At 60.2% G+C, this 21,140-nt stretch carries 21 protein-coding genes and 1 tRNA gene; 10 read left to right on the top strand and 12 right to left on the bottom strand.

Going from position 1 to position 21,140, the window contains the following annotated elements; translation table 11 throughout:
* Positions 1-42: 42 nt before the first annotated feature.
* Positions 43-1,584, top strand: a complete 1,542-nt coding sequence (locus tag WG908_RS09835) for an alkaline phosphatase D family protein (protein ID WP_340186589.1) — start codon at positions 43-45, stop codon at positions 1,582-1,584.
* 13 nt (positions 1,585-1,597) lie between these two features.
* Here WG908_RS09835 and mutL read toward each other — a convergent pair whose 3' ends face one another.
* Positions 1,598-3,382, bottom strand: coding sequence for a DNA mismatch repair endonuclease MutL (gene mutL, locus WG908_RS09830; RefSeq protein ID WP_340186410.1), 1,785 nt, complete (start codon positions 3,380-3,382; stop codon positions 1,598-1,600).
* A 146-nt stretch (positions 3,383-3,528) separates the two neighbouring features.
* Between mutL and WG908_RS09825 the strand changes: the two genes are divergently transcribed.
* The 7 genes from WG908_RS09825 to WG908_RS09795 all read left to right on the top strand — a co-directional run bounded on the left by WG908_RS09825 (position 3,529) and on the right by WG908_RS09795 (position 10,260).
* Entirely contained in the window at positions 3,529-4,575 is a 1,047-nt protein-coding gene (locus WG908_RS09825) for a rod shape-determining protein (protein ID WP_340186409.1), read from the top strand.
* Between the two features lie 19 nt (positions 4,576-4,594).
* On the top strand, positions 4,595-5,509 hold the full coding sequence (mreC, locus tag WG908_RS09820) for a rod shape-determining protein MreC (protein ID WP_340186408.1): 915 nt from the start codon (positions 4,595-4,597) through the stop codon (positions 5,507-5,509).
* Positions 5,506-6,033, top strand: a complete 528-nt coding sequence (gene mreD / locus WG908_RS09815; protein WP_340186407.1) for a rod shape-determining protein MreD — start codon at positions 5,506-5,508, stop codon at positions 6,031-6,033. Before mreC ends, mreD begins: the two co-directional genes overlap by 4 nt.
* Positions 6,030-8,141: a penicillin-binding protein 2 gene (gene mrdA / locus WG908_RS09810; protein ID WP_340186406.1), complete on the top strand. Its 2,112-nt coding sequence runs from the start codon at positions 6,030-6,032 to the stop codon at positions 8,139-8,141. Before mreD ends, mrdA begins: the two co-directional genes overlap by 4 nt.
* Entirely contained in the window at positions 8,138-9,256 is a 1,119-nt protein-coding gene (gene rodA, locus WG908_RS09805; protein ID WP_340186405.1) for a rod shape-determining protein RodA, read from the top strand. Before mrdA ends, rodA begins: the two co-directional genes overlap by 4 nt.
* 120 nt (positions 9,257-9,376) lie before the next feature.
* Positions 9,377-9,452, top strand: a tRNA-Lys gene (locus tag WG908_RS09800).
* Positions 9,453-9,600: 148 nt separating this feature from the next.
* Positions 9,601-10,260 (top strand): hypothetical protein, encoded by a 660-nt coding sequence (locus WG908_RS09795; RefSeq protein WP_340186404.1) that lies wholly within the window; start codon positions 9,601-9,603, stop codon positions 10,258-10,260.
* Positions 10,261-10,373: 113 nt separating this feature from the next.
* Here WG908_RS09795 and WG908_RS09790 read toward each other — a convergent pair whose 3' ends face one another.
* The 5 genes from WG908_RS09790 to WG908_RS09770 form a co-directional block, all read right to left on the bottom strand.
* Positions 10,374-11,621: a hypothetical protein gene (locus WG908_RS09790; RefSeq protein WP_340186403.1), complete on the bottom strand. Its 1,248-nt coding sequence runs from the start codon at positions 11,619-11,621 to the stop codon at positions 10,374-10,376.
* 481 nt (positions 11,622-12,102) lie between these two features.
* On the bottom strand, positions 12,103-12,438 hold the full coding sequence (relB, locus tag WG908_RS09785) for a type II toxin-antitoxin system RelB family anti-toxin (protein WP_340186402.1): 336 nt from the start codon (positions 12,436-12,438) through the stop codon (positions 12,103-12,105).
* 660 nt (positions 12,439-13,098) lie between these two features.
* The gene (locus WG908_RS09780; protein ID WP_340186401.1) at positions 13,099-13,386 is read right to left on the bottom strand and encodes a hypothetical protein; all 288 of its coding nucleotides are present in this window, start codon (positions 13,384-13,386) and stop codon (positions 13,099-13,101) included.
* 18 nt (positions 13,387-13,404) lie between these two features.
* Complete coding sequence (locus tag WG908_RS09775; protein ID WP_340186400.1) at positions 13,405-14,505, bottom strand: AAA family ATPase; 1,101 nt, start codon at positions 14,503-14,505, stop codon at positions 13,405-13,407.
* A 117-nt stretch (positions 14,506-14,622) separates the two neighbouring features.
* Positions 14,623-15,423 (bottom strand): hypothetical protein, encoded by an 801-nt coding sequence (locus tag WG908_RS09770; protein WP_340186399.1) that lies wholly within the window; start codon positions 15,421-15,423, stop codon positions 14,623-14,625.
* A gap of 182 nt (positions 15,424-15,605) precedes the next feature.
* Here WG908_RS09770 and WG908_RS09765 point away from each other — a divergent pair, with 182 nt between their 5' ends.
* A complete protein-coding gene (locus tag WG908_RS09765; RefSeq protein WP_340186398.1) occupies positions 15,606-16,166 on the top strand; it encodes a tyrosine-type recombinase/integrase in 561 nt (186 codons plus the stop codon).
* A gap of 39 nt (positions 16,167-16,205) precedes the next feature.
* On the opposite strand, the gene WG908_RS09760 is transcribed toward WG908_RS09765, so the two are convergent.
* The 6 genes from WG908_RS09760 to WG908_RS09735 form a co-directional block, all read right to left on the bottom strand.
* Positions 16,206-16,997, bottom strand: coding sequence for a type II secretion system protein (locus WG908_RS09760; protein ID WP_340186397.1), 792 nt, complete (start codon positions 16,995-16,997; stop codon positions 16,206-16,208).
* 45 nt (positions 16,998-17,042) lie between these two features.
* Positions 17,043-17,549, bottom strand: coding sequence for a hypothetical protein (locus tag WG908_RS09755; protein ID WP_340186396.1), 507 nt, complete (start codon positions 17,547-17,549; stop codon positions 17,043-17,045).
* 2 nt (positions 17,550-17,551) lie between these two features.
* The gene (gene mobQ / locus WG908_RS09750) at positions 17,552-18,520 is read right to left on the bottom strand and encodes a MobQ family relaxase (RefSeq protein ID WP_340186395.1); all 969 of its coding nucleotides are present in this window, start codon (positions 18,518-18,520) and stop codon (positions 17,552-17,554) included.
* Positions 18,521-18,886: 366 nt separating this feature from the next.
* Positions 18,887-19,399: a hypothetical protein gene (locus tag WG908_RS09745; protein ID WP_340186394.1), complete on the bottom strand. Its 513-nt coding sequence runs from the start codon at positions 19,397-19,399 to the stop codon at positions 18,887-18,889.
* Positions 19,400-19,408: 9 nt separating this feature from the next.
* Entirely contained in the window at positions 19,409-19,651 is a 243-nt protein-coding gene (locus tag WG908_RS09740) for a hypothetical protein (RefSeq protein WP_340186393.1), read from the bottom strand.
* A gap of 307 nt (positions 19,652-19,958) precedes the next feature.
* Positions 19,959-20,186 carry a hypothetical protein gene (locus WG908_RS09735; protein ID WP_340186392.1) on the bottom strand — a complete coding sequence of 76 codons (228 nt, stop codon included), beginning with the start codon at positions 20,184-20,186 and terminating at the stop codon, positions 19,959-19,961.
* A 566-nt stretch (positions 20,187-20,752) separates the two neighbouring features.
* Between WG908_RS09735 and WG908_RS09730 the strand changes: the two genes are divergently transcribed.
* Positions 20,753-21,140 (top strand): hypothetical protein (locus WG908_RS09730; RefSeq protein WP_340186391.1); only part of this gene is annotated, 388 nt, incomplete at its 3' end.

Raw genomic sequence — 21,140 nt, 5'->3', positions numbered from 1 at the left:
GACTTGCATCGGCCTGTCACAATGGCAAATTAGGTGACGCTCATGTTGTCCCGTCGCCAGATCATCGCCGCTTCGCTCGCCGTTCCCACATTGGCGGCGCCGGCCATCGTCCGGGCCCAGGGCTGGTTCCGCGCCTATCCTTTTTCGCTCGGGATCACCTCGGGCGATCCTTCGCCCGACGGCTTCGTTATCTGGACCAGGCTCGCTCCCGATCCGGCCGAGGCCCATGGCGGAATGCCCATGTCACCGGTGCCGGTGACATGGGACGTGTCGGCAGACACCGATTTCAAGACCATCGCGGCCAAGGGCGAGGCGATCGCCTGGCCGGAAATGGGCCACAGCGTCCATGTCGAGGTGAAGGGGCTACAGGCCGACCGGCCCTATTGGTATCGCTTCTTCTGCGGCGGCCGCAAAAGCATCCGCGGACGCGCGCGAACCATGCCGCTGCCAGGCGCGGCGCTCCAGTCGTTGCGCTTTGGCGTCGCCGGCTGCATGAATTACGAGGACGGCCTCTATACAGCGATGGCGGCGCTGGCGCGCGAGGACCTGTCTTTCGTCTTTCATTATGGCGACTTCATCTACGAGGCCGAATCCTGGCACGGCCAGCCGGGCTATTCCGGCCTTCCCGCGCCCAAGGTGCGGCGGCACGCGGGTCAGAACCTGACCGACATCGCCGATTTTCGCCTGCGTTACGCCCAATATCTTTCGGATTATGACCTTCAGTCGGCACGATCATGGCAGACATGGTTTTCGACCTTCGACGATCATGAAGTGCAGAACAACTGGGTCGGCGAATTCGCCCAGGATGCAACGCCATCAGAAATTTTCGCGCTGCGCCGCGCTGCGGGGTTGCAGGCCTGGTACGAACATATGCCTGTCCGTGCGGCGCTTCGCCCGAACTTCGGCCGAACGCAGGCCTATCGGGCAGCGCGATATGGCGATCTGCTGACGATGAATTTCCTCGACACCCGTTCGTTCCGTTCCGACCAGCCCTGTAATGACGGCTTTGCCCCGCGCTGCGTCGATGTCGGCGCGGCGCAGGCCCAGGTGATGGGTGCAGCCCAGGAAAAATGGCTGTTCGCCAATCTTGCCCGAAAGGACAGCCGCTGGTCCTGCCTCGCCCAGCAGGTCATGATGATGGCGCTTGACCGGCGGACGCGCGGCGAGCCCGAAAAGATCCTGAACCTCGACAGTTGGGCAGCCTATGAAGCGCCGCGCGAACGGTTGCTGGCGCGCCTGAGGGGGCTCAATAATGTTGTGGTTCTGACGGGGGACGAGCACCAGAATTTTGCCGGGCTGTTGTATGACAGGGATGTGCCGGTCGCGGTGGAGTTCGTTTCCACATCGATCTCCAGCGGCGGCAACGGACAGGATCTGCGGCCCGGCAGCGACAAAATCCTGGCGGCCAATCCGCAGCTTGCATTCCTCAACGACCAGCGCGGCTATCTGACCTGCGACGTGACGCCGGACGAATGGCGCACCAACATCATGGTGATGGATCAGGTCGCACAGCCCGGCGGAACGCTGTCGAAGCGCGCCACTCTGACAGTGCCGCATGGCAATCCGTCGCTAAGCGTGGGGTAGGACAGCCGGCGCGTCACTTGCGACCAAACAACTTCTCTATATCGCCATGCCCCAGCTTTATCCAGGTCGGCCGGCCGTGATTGCACTGGCCGCTACGGGGGGTCACTTCCATTTCGCGCAGCAGCGCATTCATTTCCGCGACGCTCAAGATGCGCCCGGCGCGAACCGATCCGTGGCAGGCCATGGTCGCGGCGACGAGATCGAGGCGCTCCTTGAGCGACAAGGCGCTGTCATAGGCGGCAAGATCGTCGGCAAGATCAGCGACCAGCCCCTGTACGTCGCCCTGCCCCAGCATCGCCGGGCTCGCTCGCACGAGCACCGCGGCCGGGCCGAAACGTTCAAGGTCGAGGCCGAAATCGCGCAACTCTTCGATCCTCGCCTCCAACCGGTCGCAGGCCGGCTCGTCCAGTTCCACGACTTCGGGCAGAAGCAAAGCCTGGCTCTGCACCCCCTGCCCGTCCATCGCGCGGCGCATGCGTTCGAGGGTCAGGCGTTCGTGCGCGGCATGCTGGTCGACGATGACCAGGCCATCCTCGGCCTCCGCGACAATATAAGTGCGCGCTATCTGCCCCCGCGCGACGCCCAGCGGAAAGCTGTGCCCCTCAGGCGGGGGCGCAGCGGCAGGTTCGGCACGGGCCTGCGGCGGCGGCGTGATGAAGCTGGCGCGGCGGTCCGCGAGCGGATGGTGGAGTGGCGAGCGGGCGGCCGCATCGAAGATCGGCATTGCCCCGATCGGCGTGGGCGAAACCGGTTGCGCCACTGGTTCCTGCCGCCACGCGGCAAAACCGGCGGGATCGGCCTGCTGCACCGAGCGGAAACCCGCGCCGTCGAGTGCGCGGCGGAGGCCCGAGACGATCATACCCCGGATCAGCGCGGGATCGCGAAAGCGCACCTCGGTCTTGGCGGGGTGGACGTTGACGTCAACTTCCGCGCTAGGCACGTTGAGGAACAGGGCGACGACCGGGTGCCGGTCTCGCGCCAGCACGTCTGCATAAGCGCCGCGCACCGCGCCGACCAGCAGCCGGTCGCGCACCGGACGACCGTTGACGAACAGGAACTGATGATCGCCGACACCACGATGATAGGTGGGCAGGCTCGCCACCCCGGCGAGACATATCCCTTCGCGTTCCAAGGACACGATGACATGATTGTCGGCGAGCGCGCGATCGGTGAGGGCTGCGACCCGGTCCTCCCGCGCTTCGTCCGCCTGTACCGACAGCATGCGGCGGCCGTCATGTTCGAGGCTGATGGCGATGGCGGGATGTGCCATTGCGAGACGTCGCACGACATCGAGACAAGCGGCATATTCCGCCTTGGCCGAACGCAGGAACTTGCGCCGCGCGGGAACCCTGGCGAAGAGCTGTTCGACAATGACGCGAGTGCCGGGCGGCAGGGCGGCAGGGCCTTCATGCAACAGCGTGCCATTGTCGACCGTGCGGTTCCAACCCTCCCCGCCGACGACGCGACTGTCGATCGAAAGGCGCGCAACGCTGGCGATTGACGGCAGCGCTTCTCCACGAAATCCCAGAGTCGCGACATTTTCAATCGCTTCGTCGGGCAGCTTCGACGTCGCATGGCGTTCTAGTGCTAGCGCCATGTCGGACGGGGGCATGCCGCAACCGTCGTCGCTCACCTCGATCCGGTCCAGCCCGCCATTGCCGATGCGGATGTCGATACGTCGCGCGCCCGCATCCAATGCGTTTTCGACGATTTCCTTCAGCGCGCTGGCGGGCCTTTCGACCACTTCACCGGCAGCGATGCGATTGACCAGATGTTCGGGCAGGCGGCGTATTGACATTGATTAGGGACTAGCCCAAGCGAGCGCTTTCCGCGACCCCAAGCCCGTAATTTTTGCGTCGCACCCATGGGCTGGGGACTTGCAGCACAGATTTCGTCCGGCCCCGAAATCGCGTCGCGGGGACGGCGGGCTGAACAGGATTAGGCATGTCGATCTTCTCGCGTCTCTTCAAATTTTCCTCGCAGGATATGGCCATCGACCTGGGCACTGCCAATACGGTTGTCTACGTTCGCGGTCGCGGCATCGTGCTCAACGAGCCTTCGGTGGTCGCGGTAGAGACGATCAACGGCGTGAAGCGGGTCAAGGCCGTGGGCGTCGACGCCAAGCTGATGATGGGCAAGACCCCGGATTCGATTGAGGCCATCCGGCCGTTGCGCGACGGCGTGATCGCCGACATCGACGTAGCCGAGCAGATGATCAAGCACTTCATCACCAAGGTGCATGGCGGCAAGCACAGCCCCTGGCGCGCACCGGAAATCGTGATCTGCGTGCCATCGGGTTCGACCAGCGTCGAACGTCGCGCGATTCGCGACGCGGCCAGCAATGCCGGCGCATCCCAGGTGTTCCTGATCGAGGAGCCGATGGCCGCCGCGATCGGCGCCGACATGCCGGTGACCGAACCGATTGGATCGATGGTGGTCGATATCGGCGGCGGCACCACTGAAGTTGCCGTGCTCTCGCTGCGTGGCCTTGCCTACACCACATCGGTGCGCGTGGGGGGCGACAAGATGGACGAAGCGATCGTGTCCTTCGTGCGTCGCCACCATAATCTGCTTATCGGCGAAGCGACCGCCGAGCGGATCAAGAAGCAATATGGCGTCGCCCAGCCGCCCGAAGATGGCGTGGGCGAAACGATCCACATCAAGGGCCGCGATCTGGTCAACGGCGTGCCCAAGGAAATCACGATCAACCAGGGCCAGATCGCCGAAGCCCTGTCCGAGCCGATCAGCACCATCGTCGAAGGCGTCCGCATCGCGCTGGAGAATACCGCGCCCGAGCTGGCCGCCGACATCGTCGATCAGGGCATCGTCCTGACCGGCGGCGGCGCATTGCTGAAGGGTCTGGACGACGAGTTGCGCGACGAAACCGGCCTGCCGGTAACCATCGCGGAGGACCCGCTGACCTGCGTCGCGATCGGCACCGGCCGGGCGATGGAAGATCCGATGTTCCGCGGCGTACTCCAGACCGCCTGAGCCCAGGGAAAGGCAAGCGATGGCGCGGCCACCCAGCCGACGCCCCGGTCATAACCGGAAGGCGCAATATGGCCTGTTCGCCAGCTATGTCGTGGCGGTGTCAGGTGCCGCCATCGGCCTGCTGATGATCGTGGTCGCGATGTTCGATCCGACCGGCTTTGCGGTGATCCGCGCCGGCGTTGCGGAGATCACCCGCCCGGTATCGGCGGGGCTGAAAAGCATGGTCAGCGGAGTCGGTACGGTCGATGAGCGCATCGCCGCCTATTGGCGCGCCGGATCGCAGAATATCATGTTGCGGCGGCAGGTCGACGCCGACCGCACCCGCATCATCGCCGCGACCGCGATCGCGCAGGAAAATGCGCGACTTAAAAAGCTGCTGAAACTGGTCGAGGACGATGGCAGCGAAGTCGTCACCGCCCGGCTTATCAGTTCATCGGCCAGCAGCGCGCGACGCTTCGCCCGCCTGAACGCCGGTCGCGCGCAGGGTGCCATGCCGGGAATGCCGGTGCGCGCGCCAGAGGGCCTTATCGGTCGCATCCATATCGCCAGCCCCAACACGGCCGATGTCCTGCTGCTGACCGATCCCAACAATATCGTGCCCGTACGGCGTGCGGCGGACAATATTCCGGCGATTTCGACCGGCATGGGTGACGGTTCGCTGGAGATCCGTGCGCTGTCGGCAGGGCACAATCCCTTTCATCCGGGCGACATCGTCGTCACGTCCGGCATTGGCGGCCTGTATCAGCCCAACATCCCTGTCGCGGTGATCGTACGGGTCGAAGGCGAGATCGCGGTGGGCGTTCCGCTCGCCAACCCCGCCAGGGTCGAGGCGGTCGTGGTGGAACGACCGTTTGAACAAACGGTGACCCGGCCCGGTCCCGCGCCTGCCCCCCTGCCCGACGCCGGCAATAGCGGCAACGCGGGCGTACCATGATCGACAGCCGAATGCAGCATGTGCCGCGGCTCGGACGGCATCCCTCGCGGCTGCGGCTGAACGGTACACCCGTTATCACAGTAATGCTGGGGTCGGTCGCCAACATGCTGCCGATCATTGCCCAGTCGCCGGTCCTGCCGCCCTTCGGCCTGCTCGGCCTGCTATCGTGGCGACTGTTGCGGCCCGAATTGTGGCGCGCCTGGGTGGGGGTGCCACTCGGTCTGTTCGACGACATGGCGAGCGGGCAGCCGATCGGCTCGTCGATGTTCCTTTGGACGTTCGCCCTGATCGGCATCGACGTGATCGACCACCGCCTCATCTGGCGCGACTACAGGCAGGACTGGCTAATCGCAGCACTTGCGATTATCTTCTGTATCGCCGGAGGGCTGTTTTTCGCGCGCATCACGGGTGGTGGCGAAGTGAATCTGATGTTGGTCGCACCGCAGATGATCTGGACGATCCTGATCTTTCCCTTCGTCGCGCGCCAGTGCGCCTGGATCGACCGCTGGCGCGTGATGGCATGAAATTTCCCAAGTCCAACCGCAAGATCGTCACCGAAGCCACGCAATCCTTCACCTTCACCCGCCGCGCCATGGTGGTCGGCGGCATACAGGGCGCGTTCGGGGTGATGCTGGCCGCGCGAATGGCCTGGATCAGCGTTGCGGAGAACGAGAAATATCAGCTGCTGTCGGAAAGCAATCGTGTCAACCTGACGCTTATTCCGCCCCGGCGGGGCTGGATCATCGACCGTCATGGCAAGCCGCTGGCGAACAACCGCACCGATTTTCGCGTCGACATCATTCCCGATCGGCTGCGTGACAAGGAAGGCACGATCGCAACGCTGACCCGGCTGCTCTCGCTTACACCCGATGCCGTCGAACGCATCCGCGACGACCTTGAAAAGGCCGCCGGGTTCCAGCCCGTCGAAGTGTCGGCCAATCTGACCTATGAACAATATGCGGCGGTATCGGTGCGCCTTCCCGACCTGGTCGGTGTCGCGCCGGCGCAGGGCTTCACCCGCTATTATCCGGCCGGGCCGGCAGTCGGCCATTTGCTCGGCTATGTCGGCGCGGCTTCGGCCAAGGATTATGAAGAGCGCAAGAACCCGCTGCTGATCACGCCGGGCTACAAGATCGGCAAGGACGGGTTGGAACGCAGCTTCGACGAGCATCTGACCGGCAAGCCCGGCGCCAAGCGCGTCGAGGTGACGGCGCGCGGCAAGGTCGTGCGCGAACTGACCACACGCCCCGACACGCCGGGCCATGTCCTCAAGCTGACCATCGACGCCGGTCTTCAGGAATATGCCGGCCGGCGGCTGGCGACCCAGAGCGGATCGGTGGTCGTGATGGACTGCCAGAATGGCGACATCCTGGCGATGGCGTCGATGCCCAGTTTCGACCCCAACAGCTTTTCCGACGGCATCAGCCAGACCGAATGGGAAATGCTGTCCCAGGACGACCATGTCCCGCTGCGCAACAAGACGCTCCAGGGCCTCTATCCGCCGGGATCGACGGTCAAGCCGATGGTGGCGCTGGCGCTGCTGGAAGCCGGGGTGGAACCTCAGGAGACGGTGGGATGCGCCGGAGCCATTCGCGTGGGCAACACGTTGTTCCACTGCCACAAGCGGCGCGGCCACGGTTCGGTCAACATGCGCACCGCCATCGCTCAAAGCTGTGACATCTATTTCTATCAGATGGCCCAGCGCATCGGCATGGACCGGATCGCGCGGATGGCCCGGCTGGTCGGCATGGGCCAGCGTTTCAACCTGCCCTTTCCCAGCCAGAGCTATGGCACGGTTCCCGACCCGGCGTGGAAGCTGAAGAAATACAACCAGCCCTGGCAGACATATGACACCGTCAACGCCACGATCGGCCAAGGCTATATGCTTATCAATCCGCTCCAGATGGCGGTGATGGCGGCGCGGCTGGCGACGGGCAAGCAGTTGATGCCAAATTTCCTGGCAGGTCAGAAGCGCCCTGCCGCCGCCCCCATCGGCGTGTCCGAAGAGCATCTGGTCACAATTCGCGAGGCCATGAGCGCGGTCGTTAACGGCGGGGGGACCGGCGGAGCCGCGCGCATGGCCATCCCCGACGTGCTGATCGCCGGCAAGACCGGCACCGCGCAGGTGCGGCGCATCACCATGGCCGAACGGCGCGGCGGCGTGCGGCGCGACGCCTCGCTCGCATTCAAGCTGCGCGACCATGCCCTGTTCCAGGGGTTCGCGCCGTTCGATAATCCCCGCTATGCGGTCGCGTGCATCATCGAACATGGCGGGCACATGATCCGTAACGAGGACGCGCCGATGATCGCCAGCGACACATTGTCCTACCTGTTCGATCCGGCCAAGGCGCTGGAGAAACTGGAAACTCTGGAAAAGGGTTGGGGCGGTACGCCGGTCGAGCGACAGGCGGCGCAGATGGCCGAGTTTCGCCGCAGGAAGGCGATTGCCGCGGGCGAAATTCCGGCCGAGGCGAGCAATGCCGTCGATAACAGCGCATCGCCTGACAATGGAGCCAGCGGCCCTGCAGCGGCCGCCGCCCCGCCCGCAAATGCCGAACCCGCGGTAGAAGACGATCAGCCGCCGCCCCCCGGCAGTCTCCTCCCGCCCGCAGCCGGCGAGACCGCGCCATGAGTATCGTCCCCGCGGCGATCACGGCCTATCCATGGCGCGTCCTGCTCCTGCTTCTGGCGATTGCAGGGTTCGGGACGCTCGTGCTCTACAGCGCGGCGGGGGGCAGCATCACGCCTTGGGCAGCGATGCAGGGCGTGCGTTTTGGCGTGTTCATGGTCATGGCGCTGATACTCAGCCGCATTCCCATCGACATCTTCGCGCGCTTCGCTTTCCCGGCCTATGGTGCGATCCTGGTGGCGCTGGTGCTCGTCGAACTCGTGGGCGGCGTCGCGGGCGGCAGCCAGCGGTGGATCAACCTCGGCTTCATGCAGCTTCAGCCGTCAGAATTCATGAAGCCGGCCATCGTGCTGGCGGTGGCCCGCTTCTATGCCCGGCTGCCGGTGGGCGAAATCCGCCGATGGAACGCGATATGGCCCGCCCTGGTCCTGATCGGCGTGCCCTGGGCACTGGTGCTGGTCCAGCCGGATCTTGGCACCGCGACGATGATCGCGGCGGGCGGGGTCACGGTCATGTTCCTTGCCGGGTTGCCATTACGGCTGTTCGTCGGCACCGGACTCACCATGGCGGCGACCATACCGATCGCCTTTTCCTTTCTGCATGATTATCAGCAAAAACGGGTGCTCATCTTCTTGGCTCCGGAAAGCGATCCGCTGGGCGCTGGCTATCATATCAGCCAATCCAAGATCGCGATCGGATCGGGCGGGGTATTCGGCAAGGGCTTCCTCAACGGCACCCAGAGCCATCTCGATTACCTGCCCGAAGGCCATACCGACTTCGTATTTGCGACCATGGCCGAAGAATGGGGACTGGCGGGCGGCTGCCTGCTGATCCTGGGCTTTACGATGCTGTTCCGCTGGGGCATCCGGGTGGCGCTGCGCACGCAGGACAAGTTCGCGCGGCTGACTGCTGCCGGCCTCATCACCACGGTGTTTTTCTATGTCGCCATCAACCTCATGATGGTGATGGGCCTGGCCCCGGTCGTCGGCATCCCCCTGCCCTTCATGTCCTATGGCGGGTCATCAATGCTGACAGTGATGCTGTGCATCGGCATTGTGCTTGCCATCGATCGGTCGTCGTCCCAGCCTGGCAGGACAGGCAACGGCAATTGGGGATAGCGCTTGCAGCCTAATTTGAATGCTCACTGCATTTAATGTTTGCAAAGCCAGACGATCATGCTAACCGCCGCGCCTCGCCACGATGCGGATGCCCGAAAGGACAAGCAGCAAAGGCGGTGTGGACGCATAGCTCAGTTGGTAGAGCAGCTGACTCTTAATCAGCGGGTCCTTGGTTCGAGCCCAAGTGCGTCCACCATTTTTCAATGACTTAGAGACAATTCAACGCGACAGAGAGTGTCGCGCGGACAGGTCAGCAATCAGATAGCAATCAGGCGGAGAAGTTTCGCCCAACCCGTGCTAAAGCAGATTTCCCAAATGATTTGGGCAATTCGCGGAGGCAGCACATGAGCAAGCGGCTGGTGGAAGATTGCCTCGCCCTCGATCTTGCTTGGCTTTTGCGGTTGGCGTCGATCCGAGCGGGACAAGCGGGTAACGGGGAAATCAAGTGGACGCTGGACGGGGAAGCCCTCGGCTCCCTCTGCTTCCGGCTGGATTTGCGCACAGCCGAGACCGCTCGGCTGATCCTATGTTACGCTCTTGCAACGCCAGACGGCAGGCGGACGCCCATGCGGCAGGTGATTACACTCGCTGCCCTACCACAACATCTTGGCGGGCAGCGCTGGTGGTTACGCTGCCCGGTAACGGGTGAACGAGCACGGGTGCTCTATTTACCGCAGGAAGGCGACCGCTTCGCCAGCCGGAAGGCTTTGGGGCTAGCCTATCGAGTAGAACGGTTAAACCGTTTCGACCGGCCATTTGAAAAGCTGTTTCGGGAGCAACGAAAGTTACACGGCGTGCAAGGGTTGGGTGCGGATTTGCCTCGTCCAAAGGGAATGTGGATACAAACCTATACCCGCCGTGCGCAGCGCGTCCATGCGCTGGAAGTTGTCTGTGCGCAGGAAATTGCGGCATTGATCGGAGCGTCTGAACCTAGGGAATTGTTGCCGCAAAGGGGGGGTAGCTTTCTCGGGAGTGTGCTAGAGCCGAGCCAATTGTCCTCATAGAATAGATCCCATTTTTTTGCGGAGGTGTCGCGCGGAATCGCAGAGCAGAATTTTTTCTTAAACGGCGGGCCACAATATGAGGCAAAGCTAATTTCGTGATAGGTAAACACAGCCTAGCGTGAAAGGTCACTTGGACGAGGGAAACCGCCCTGAACCAGTAGTGTGATCACGTAGATTGGGGAGGCGCCGGTCTCGACCGGGATAATGAAAATCCCGTCCGCCACCGGAAAGGGCATCTCCTTTTTTTTGCTGCTATCCAATACCAATAGCACTGAGACGCGCCGGCCGCTTCCCACTGCATATGTGGCGGCTTGTTGAGCGTATTGCTTGCAATCATCGGGCACGAGTCGCCGGCTGCGCTCAGATTTTAGTTCGATTCGGATACCACGAAACGAAAGATCGGTGCGACCACCAGCAACCTGCGCTTGCAGCTCTAATTCCTGCCCAACGCCGGTATTGGCGCGGAGATAGGCGAGCACGTCCTTCTCAAACGCTGCCTCGTCGATCGGCATGGGGTAGCGCTTGTCTTGAACAGCTTGGCCTAGCAAATTGCCGAGAGGTGCAAGAAGCGTAAGCAGGTCCATGATATCACGCTCTGAAACCAGTGGTTCGAGGCGGAGCTTTTCACGTAACAACACGATTTTAGCGTCGATTTCGCCGTAGCCAGTCACTGCGCGTCGAGTGGTGTCTGCACCGTTGAGGCGCAAAGTTCGCTGGCCCGCCACAACTACGCGTTGTTCCCGCTCAACAGCCGGCTGAAACTCGGCTGCGTACCGAAACTCCAATGGGCGGGCGTTGAACCCCTGCCCTCCATGCAGGGCCATTCGTCCGCCTCGTTCAAAGGTGTAAGGCGGAGGGCCAGATGGTCTCGGCACTTCAAACGTCGGAAAATCCCACATACTGGCAGGTTCGACCGACACCGGCGCGATAACCAGTCGGTCAGCGCTTTCCGGCCAGTGTGAGACGCGAACCATGAGATCGAGATCGTGGACCTGTCCTGTAGAGAGGCTGTGTAGCGATTCGGCTGACTGGCCGTTGATGGAAAATTCGAGAAAAGCCACCGCAACATCATTAGGTTTTGGCTTGGGCTCAGCCGGCGCGATCGGATAGGGCCAACGCGTCTCTGGCTTGGCGAGCATGGCAATCGGCATTGGTACGCTAGAAACTGCGAGGCGTAACTCGGGAATGTCTCCGGGCGTGATGTCGGCAGCGATGGGCGCCAAACAACTTATCAAGGCTTCTGCAAATTCGCCTGACGCACCTTCAACGGCGAAGCTGTCGTAGCTTATATACTGAGACCAGCGTGCGAGTGATCCGCGCAACAGCCTCCGCATCGACTTGCTGAAGAATTTGGATTGCACGGCCCGCTTCCTCCACAGTGGAGCGCCGGCCCGCTAGAAGCCGCTTTTCAAGCGCCTCAAGCACCGCTTGGGGATGGCATGCGAAAAGCGCGTTAAGGAGTTCCGGCTTTCGCTCGCGTGGTCGCTCACCATCGCCGGCAAACCGATCGAGCATCCGATCGGGATATGCGAGATGAATCGCCGTTCTAAGCATTTGGACAGCATCGCTAGGTTTAACTAGCGCAAGCCGGGGAGAAAGTTTTTCGAAGGCGAGTTCGGCTGGATGTCCATGCACAATTGTGCGGATCGCAATTTGCGCAATTCGCAGATCGTCCGCGTTAACGGCATCAAGAATAATTAAGCCTTAAGCTCGCCCCACTCCGGGTAAACTCCTTCGTTCCATGCGATTTCCGTTCCAACACGGAAATAGATGCCGCTTTTTCCTAGACGGCGAAAACCTGCGTGCGATCCCAGTCACAGCGCGACAACATCCAATTTTAGATTAATACTTAAAACGCAACGCAGCCTCAAAAATACCCTTCAGCCACCGCAACTCACCATCGCTAAGGCTGGCGAGGCGGCTGGTGATTTCCGTAAGAGTCGCACGCTCCAATTGCCCGGCCGGCAAATCTGGCGTGAACAATTCCGCTGGATCGACGCCAAGCGCCTCTGCAAGCTGAGTGATAACGCCAAAACGCGCGCCGCTGTTGCCGCCCTCGATCTTGGAAACCATGTCGGTACTGATGTTGGCACGCTCAGCTAAGGCTTCCTGCGTCAGTCTCAAACGTACGCGGTGCGCCCGAACCAAACTACCAAACCTCGTACGCAAATCGACCATGACGCCTCCCCGCCAATGGGTAGCGGGGACAGGAAATGTGTATGAGGGAAGTAGATTAGATTTTTATCAAAAGTTGTAAGTAGATGGCAATTTTCTCTAATTAGCTTACGCTCGAAAGCGCTTTAGCGCCGAATGCGCAATCGGGGGTCCGGACTGACAATGTGGCTTTGGGTAGTTGGCATAACAGCGATCGTCTGGCCCGTTATAATCATGCATATAGTTGAAGGGTGTTTACACCGTCGCATCGAAGAAATTTTGATCCGGAGAGAAAAGAAATTTCCATCACAGTTCCATGATAAATCATCGACGCGTGAAATTAATGACCTTCACGAAATGATAGAACACCAAGATGCGCTAATCACAGCACTATGGCAGAGAGCGTTCGGCTTTCACAGTGAAGAGACATATGATGCACCGCAACTTGCGGAATTTCTCGGGATCAAACCGCAATGGTCGGCGCATAATAGTGATTGGGCAGGGCCGGTGCATTATCTCGTGAGATATGAGCCATATCCGTGGGGGACCTACGCCGAGCATCTGAATTTTCCCAAATAGCTCTGCCGCGTCGCGCCAGCACCACTACACCACCCTAAAGTGGGTGGCGCAGGTGTCGCATTGGCGCTGCCGGGGTTCGCGACAGTGCGGCGCGTCAGCGTTGCGTCAACATTCAGAAGTGTCGCACAATTCCCCTACTTGCTCGCCCACCACGGTAAAATCGCGCATGTGGCGGCTGGCGTCCAACCGTTGCACGTTGCGAAGCTGATCCTTGACGATCATGTCTTTGAGTAAGGCTGTCACCTGTTTCTTGTCTACAGACACGGAAATATCCGATCCGATTATCTTGGCGGCGGCATAGCCTGCCCAATTTTTCGCGGTTGGGTGTGTCCGCCATTCCCCGGACGCGATTTCAGCCTGAATTTTCGCCCGCACGTCATCGCCAAACGTCACGGTAATTTCTGGCGGCGTCTAGCGTTCGACAACGCCCACACTGTCTCCGCCTTCCGGTCCGCCATTGCCCAGCTTTACCGACTCCAGATGGAACCAATCCCCTGCTTCCGCAGGCGCACGATTGGTCTTGTCGTTGCTGACGCGAAAATAGCTGCGGCGATCCTCTTTGCCGATGCTCAGGCGGCTGGCTTCGGAATTATCCATGCGGTTGAGAACAAGCACAGTCCGGGCCGCGTTGCCGAGCGCGCTTGCTCCCCGTGCCGCTTCCGCGTCAACCTGTTGCCCGCCTAGCTTGCGGCTATGGTGGACAAGGACGATGCTGCACCCCGTATCGCGCGCAATACTGGCCCAGCGCTTGGCGATGGCGTCCATCTGGCCATTGTCGTTTTCCTCCGCCCGGTGGCTCGATACGAAAGGATCAACAATCAGCACATCAATTCGACAGGAGCGGATTTCCGCGACAAGGGCCGCATTTACCGGCTCGTCAATGGCCAGCCTGTCCCGCCCCTTGGTCGCCGTGCAAAGGCTCGTTCCAGCATCGTTTATGAATAAGCGATCACCATATTCCCATTCTTCAATATCATGGTGCAGGATGGAGGCAGCAAGCTGCCGGGCCAATTCATCGCGATCATCTTCCAAATTCCAGAGCCATACGCTCCTGGGTCCACTCCACACAGTTTTGCCCAGTAATTCCCGGCCGGACGCCAGCGACAAGGCGGCAGCAACCATGAGAGCACTCTTTCCGGTGCCGCCCGGCGCGATTAGCGTTGTCACCGCACCGCGCAACAGCCAGCGGCCTAATAGCCACGGACGCGGCGGAATATCGGGAACGGCAGGAGCGATGAACGGACGAGCGGAAATTTCCCCGGCGGTTGCCGCAATATCAGGTTTGGCGACATTGCTGGAGGGATTGATCCAGCCATTTGCCTGCGCCCGTGCGAATACCGCCTGATAACCCGTGCGCTGGGGCTCGAAGCTATCCCACTTCCGAGCGGCCTCCTGCGGGTCGAATTTGGGCGACGTGGCGGACCAATCTAGCCACAGACCGCGCCCGGTATTGCCGAGCGGCTTTAAGGCGTGCCCCATTTCGATCCACAGGGCATAATCATCGGAACGCATACCTTATGCTCACCCGTAAGGTTTTCCGTCGCTCCGCAAAGGCAGCATGCGTTTATGCTGTTCGGCACAAAAAACACTCCCATAATGCTACCTTCGTCGGAGTGATGCTTCGGCCATCTATTGCAGCCGAGAAACCAGTTCATTGGCAGAGCAGATAACCAGCCCATATTCGCTACTCAACCAAGTTCGTGCCTCCGGGCTCAAAACGGAAGGTGCACCAGCGCTTTTTCCAAGGTCCTCCGTGCAAAAGATGTCGCACTTGTAGGCGATATGGGCGCCAATTGCGTCAGCATCGGACCACTCCGCGACCGCACGTGCGATTGCTCGGGTCTCGTGGATGTCAGCGGCTTCGCTTAGCACGGAGGACCAATGTGCGGAGGCATTCGGCTTGGGGTCACGCGCGATAATCGTATTCGCAATTGCGCGGGCTTGTGCAATTCCTAATCCTCGGTCTTCGATTGCTCGCACCACCGCGCCGAAAACTTCAAAATCGACCCAATCGAGTGGAGCGAACCGCTCCTGCTGATCAAGGAATGCAGGTCGTGGCTGGCCGATGCGAGGCGCTGCAAGAAACCTGAACCCGAGGTTAATTGCTGCCGTAAGCCAACGCTCCGTAATTTCAGGAAGGCCGGGGTGAAGATCATTGTCCGGCCCAATTGTCATACGAACCTGAATGGACCCGCCTTCGCCAGCGCGTTCATCACTTTCGACTTTTACGCGATTGTTGGAGAGATAATCTCCTCGTGTATCGCGTGCGACCGCCTCTAAAGTCACGATGGTTGCGGAAAAGAATGGCTGCACCCTACCGTCCTGAATTGCTTCATGAATAGAGACAAAGGCGTGATGCGCCGGGTCATTCGAAAACCGCGAAGGGTCGGTAACCCGGCGGTACATATTGCTGTCGAAAGTGACTTTCACGGCTGCTCCCCCCCAGATTACGTAGTGCAAGCAATGTAGTCGATCTACTCGTTCTGGTCCCGATTTGTGAGTTCCAATTCAGCGGACACGATCGAAAATTTATTCGCGCAACCCTATTGCCCATAATGTTGCAGGAGTGGGCAGTGCGCGACAGAGAGCAGAGTACATATAATGAAGGGTCGGTGTTCGACAGCAATGGTCAGCGGAAGTATCTGACGCAAAGTGAGTCCCAATGCCTGCTCGCCTTGTCAAACAAGGAAGATCGGCAAACGCGAATGTTCTGCCACCTGCTTTATTATACCGGCTGTCGTTGCAGCGAGGGATTACAGATCACACCCCGGCGGCTTGATCTCGAAACAGGTCGCATCATCTTCCGCACCTTGAAACGCCGCCGCACGGTATTCCGTGCCGTCCCCGTGCCACGCCCGTTCCTACGAGAGTTGAAGGCCTTCGCCGCTTCGCTGGGCCTGGGGCCGGATGACCCGCTATTCCCCTGGTGTAGGCAGACCGCTTGGCGGCATATCCGCAAACTGATGCACCGCGCCGGGATCGAAGGCCCTCAAGCCACGCCCAAAGGATTTCGGCATGGGTTCGGCTGCCACGGCGTCGGTTCGGGTCTGCCGGAATCGTTGGTGGGGCGACTGCTGGGCCACGCCAATCCCAATTCCACGCGCATCTATACTTTAGTCAGGGACGACGAGGAACGAGCGCTGGCTAGGCGGATGTGGCAATTGGCTTTGTAACATCAATTAAGGATGTGGATTTCAATAAATGGAAAGACGCTAAAGCCCAATTGTCATGTTAAAATCGCAGGTCTTGCTTGATGTTGCCACCGCATATTCAGCAGTGCTCATAGAGTCCGTGGTGGTACAGCCCGCACCCCACGAAGAGGTCGACAACAGGCCGAACACTTTTCCTGATGCAGGCTTGCCGTCATCAAGCTTAGTATCAAGATTCCAAATCTCCTCAGGTTTGAGTAATTTTGTGGCGGCTCCGCCCGGGTTATTAAAATTTAGAACATTACTTGTTTTTGTGTTTGGGAAGTAGTGAGCCAAATTAGATGCCACGTTTGCATATGATAAATTGATTGTTCCAATCTTGGATTGAGGAGAATTTACTCCGGGAGATATTGAATATGAAGTTGAAGAAGCTGATGCCCCAGTAAAGCTTCCTTCAATTAGGCCAGCATAACTCAAATGTTGCATGGAAAGAAACCTCTCGCCATTCGTGACATCCGAAAAATCGCTTCTATTTAGGTAGATTCCATCGCCGTTTCCGTTGCAAGTACCCGTATATACATTGATTGTTGCATAACAGGTTTGATCGGAGCCAGCGATCCGTGTCCCCCAGAAAGCGGTCGCATTTTTGATGTCCCCGGGCCACGAAAAATACCTGTCTCGGAATGCAGCTAGAGCCGCTTCATAACGGGAAGCGTCCGCAGAAATGGCCCGAACTTCCGCTGCCCGAATGAGACTCTGTCCGGCCAGAATGCCGCCGGTCAGCAGACCAAGGATGACCAGAACAATCGAGAGTTCGACAAGGGAAAAGGCAAACTGCGATTTTTTATATTCCACTGAAAATAATATTGCAAATTCATTGCCTCTTTTGCAACTAAATAATCATGCTGGGATATCTCGTGGGTTCATACGCCGTATGGCCGTAACCATTGCCCCCTCTGAGCGCTGCGGCCACACAACGTGTGCATATTCCACCACGGCCAGCACGGTGCCTTCCTTGATCCGCCGCGCCAGCACGTCGAGACCGCTCCCTTCGATCACAAATTGCCGCGTCCCGAAATCGAGGCTCACCATTCGGTCGCCGATATATTCCACCGCTTGCAGCATGGGATAAGGCATGCCGCAGCCGGACCAGAACCCGGCCTTGGATTCGTACCAGCGCAAGCCGAGCATCGCGGAGGGCCGTGAGCGGCCCCGCTGCAATATCCACGGGTGATATGCCTTGGGATCGATCTGTGCCTCGTCGCCCATCGGCCCGTCATCCAACATCTGCGGCACGGGTGCTTGTTCACCCGGCGGGGGCAGTCCACTGCCACGCGGCTGGTCGAACAGGGATCGCCAGTTGCCGCCCAACCGGCGATCCGGTTCCCAAGGGGTGTCCTCACTCATCGTCAACGCTCCATATCGGGGGAATGGGATGGGGTGGAGAAATCGGGCATCGGCCCTTCACGCGCCATAGGCAGGTGGTCCAACTTGCGGTCGAACCATGCCCGGAACCTTTCGACCGTGCGCATCGCTTCGGCAGGCGAGATGGTGTCCAGCCGGTCGAGCGCGACCGTTGCCCGCTGTTCGACCTCGCGTGCGTGCTTGGCAGCGAGATATTGCCCGAACCGATCCTTCATTCGGCCATAGAGTTCCTTCATATGGTAGGCTGCCCCCAGCATCGGTTCGGGCAGCCGGGCAATCCCGCGTTCAAGCAGGCTGCGCCGGTCGATGCGTTCGCTCGACCCGGCACGCTGCAAGGCGTCATTCGCCAATTGCTCCCAGCGAAGACGGCAGGTTTCATAATAGGCAGCCGAGTTCCAACTCTGGCTGTTGGACTCGACCAGCATCACCCGTCCGTCCGGGTGCGCCCGCCCCTGCGGATCGGGGATATATTCATGGCGCACCTTGTTGCCGAAGCCGCCCGCCACCAGCGGGCGCATCGTCAGCATAACATGGGCGTGGCAATTATCGCCGCCATCCGAGGCGGGCACGAGGTGCCACGCGATGTCGGCAACCATGCCCTTGGAGACGAAGCTGTCGGTTACGAAATCCCGCACGACGCGCACCCGTTCGTCAGGGCTGAGTTCGCGAGGGATGGACACATAGATTTCGCGCGCGGTCTGGGCGTCCCGCCGTTTTTCGGAAGCATCCACCGCATTCCAGAACCCCTCGCGGTCGATGCCCTGCACCCATGCAGGAGCATCCTTGGGGAAGATCATTTCGCTACACTCGACCCCCCGCTTGTTGCGGTAGTCATGCGTGATGCCCTGCCGCTGATCGTGTAGCCTGGTCCCGGATCGGTATGCAGCGGCGGCGATCACCGAGCGACCGGAAGACCGTTTCACGACCTGCACGCGCATGGAGAAGATGGCCATCTAGCGACTCCCCGTTTGCATGTTCCCCTCTATCGTTCCCGGCCCGTCAGGCCGTTTAGTGAAGCAGTTCCCTCTAAGGGCGCGTAGATACATCGGGCTTGTAGACAACCCCGACGTGCACCCCTCTGCGGGAAGCTTCGTGGATCGATTATTGATGAGAACGTGGTTAACGATTCCCTAATGCGTCGCTGAAACAGACTGTTTCCACGGAGCATTCGGGCGATGGCGAACGTCGCCTTTCGAACCCTCTGGCTGCGCCCCGACGACCCGGAATGGACAATCGGCAGTTGCATGCGGGCTCGGCCCGCATAGTCCCTTCGGGAGCCGATTACCCCCTGGGCGACGATGGCGGAAGCGGGCATCCCGCTACCGCCCCAGCACCTGCCAGCAGTAATCCGGCAGGGCTGCATAGGCGTCCCGCAGCGGCGGGAGCAGAACGACCGGGCGGGCGCAGATGGTCACGGGCACATCACGATCGATTGCCCTGCGCCGGGGACGTCGCCGCCACAGCCGGACAAGGCTACGGATGACCACCGCCACCAATCCGAGACCAAGCGTGATCACCAGCATCCCGGCTCCCGCCGTGGCGCTCTGCCGGACGGGATTGGCGAGGGCATTGGCGAACACCGCCATCACGAACAGGACGGCTATGATCGGCTTCCATGGCACGGCCCGCCGCGCGCGCGGCTCACCCATGACCACCCCGCCCATGCCCGCCCGTAGGAAGGCCCGCAGGATCGTGGCGGCCGGGCCGCTTGTCTTGCCGCTGCCCGTCATGCCCGTGCAAAGGGTTCCGGAACAGAAATCGCGGATCGTGGCCGTGTCGTCCGTGGTCAATTGCAGCAATGGCGTATCAAGCAGATCGGGCGGGCGTCGCATCGCAGCCTCCTATCGGTCGAGATCATGGTCGATGGAGCGTGCGTCACGCTCCGGCCCCGGCGCGCGTTCGCCGGGCATTTCCCAGCCGGAACGCTGCGCCATGGAATGGTCGTGTCCGTCGGTGGGCGACCTGGCGGAGGGGTGCGGCTCGAAATGTCGCCCGAACCATCCCGCCAGAAGTTCATGCCGACCTTCGGCAATGATCTCCCGCCCGATATCGAACGCTCCCGCGAACCAGTGGCGTTTAGACATCGAAGCGATGACCGCAATCGGCGCACCTGTAATCCCGCAGCAAGTTGCTCACGGCCCGCAACACGCGCCCGCTCAGTTCGGCGAGTCCGGACAGGCGCCTTATGCCGAGGGATTGGGCGGCTTGCAAAGTTCGTTGCGCGGTCCAAATAGGTTTTGGCCGGCACGGCGTTGGGGGACTGGCAGGCTGGACAATTATGCATAACCTTGCTCCTTGGAAATTGACGTGGGAAGCTGTTCGCGGCTTGCCCGCGCCGAGTGTTGATCCTGTTCGATAGTGAGAGGCGCGGCGTTCAGCCGCGCCTCGGGCCTAGCGGGTGGCGTCCTGCCAATCGGCGACGCCCTCCTTCAGCATGTTCAGCCCACCTTCGGCGCTGTGTTTTCCCAAGCGCGCTGCGTGGTGTATCATGTGATGCTGGCGTAGCAGCGAGCCGAGGAAGCCATGGCCGGTGGCCGTGACGACTCCACTCACGATGCGGGCGGCACCCAGCGCCACCTTTCCGGCAGCTTTGAGCTTCTGTTCGGTAATACGATCCATGGAAATTCTCCGGTTTTGCCCCAGCGTCGAGATTGAGGCTGGGCAAGCGGAGTTGGGCAGGAGATGGTATGCGACGAAAGTGTAAGTACCGGTATTCGTCGCTGTTACCGGTTGGGGCGTGGATCGGTATGCGCGTCGTTCAAACGCCACTTATGCTGAAAATCACAGACTGCGCGCCCGTGGTGCAACTGAGATGGCCCGTTCGACTATGTCTTCCATTTCTTCCAGAGTGTCTGTCTCAACGACGCTCCCCTGGCAGCCGAGTGCGGCCTTTAGTCTGTCGAATTTGGCAGCCTTATCGGACTCACCCGGCCTGCTTGCGAAAAGCAGGCGGAAGCACCCGCAGTTGTCGTCAGGCCCGTCCTTGACCCAGCCAAAATCCGCTTCCGCTTCGGATGGCCTCAACCCATACCTTCTCGAAAGCTCTAAAACCCGATATAGCAGTGCAATATCTGCGCTATTTATCTAAATAAGAACATAATTATCCTTCATTATTGTACAGAACAATAATTCATTGGTCGAGAAATTTATCAATTTCTGATAGAAATATTTTCGGGATAACGCCGTTGCCGAACGTAAGAAGAGCACTGTACGCGCATACGAATGAATATCCATCAGGTGGGACATTCGCCCGCCTTCTCGATTGGCATCTGGTGTATTGGAACACCTGCCCCGATTGTAGCATAACTAAGCGGAATCCTCAGAATCGCACGCTAAAGGACTTTGCATACGCCATCCATCTTCGCGTTCCTCCGGTCAAAACAGATGACAATCCCGAACGGAAATTGCGGTACTGGCGTGCAGGGCCAAGGATTCCGGATCTACCGCAAATCATAGAAGACATCTGTTTTCATCTGTTTGGAGAAGACGAGAATCTGGCTGAATGGAAAAACGATCTCATCCAGGCTTATGACCGGGAGCGGTTGGCCAAACTGAAGGAAGATAATTCAAATT

The organism is Sphingobium anseongense, from assembly GCF_037725245.1.
Classification (GTDB): Bacteria; Pseudomonadota; Alphaproteobacteria; order Sphingomonadales; family Sphingomonadaceae; genus Sphingobium.
The sequence above is the reverse complement of the archived record's forward strand: the minus strand, read 5'-3'. Positions and strand labels throughout refer to the sequence as shown.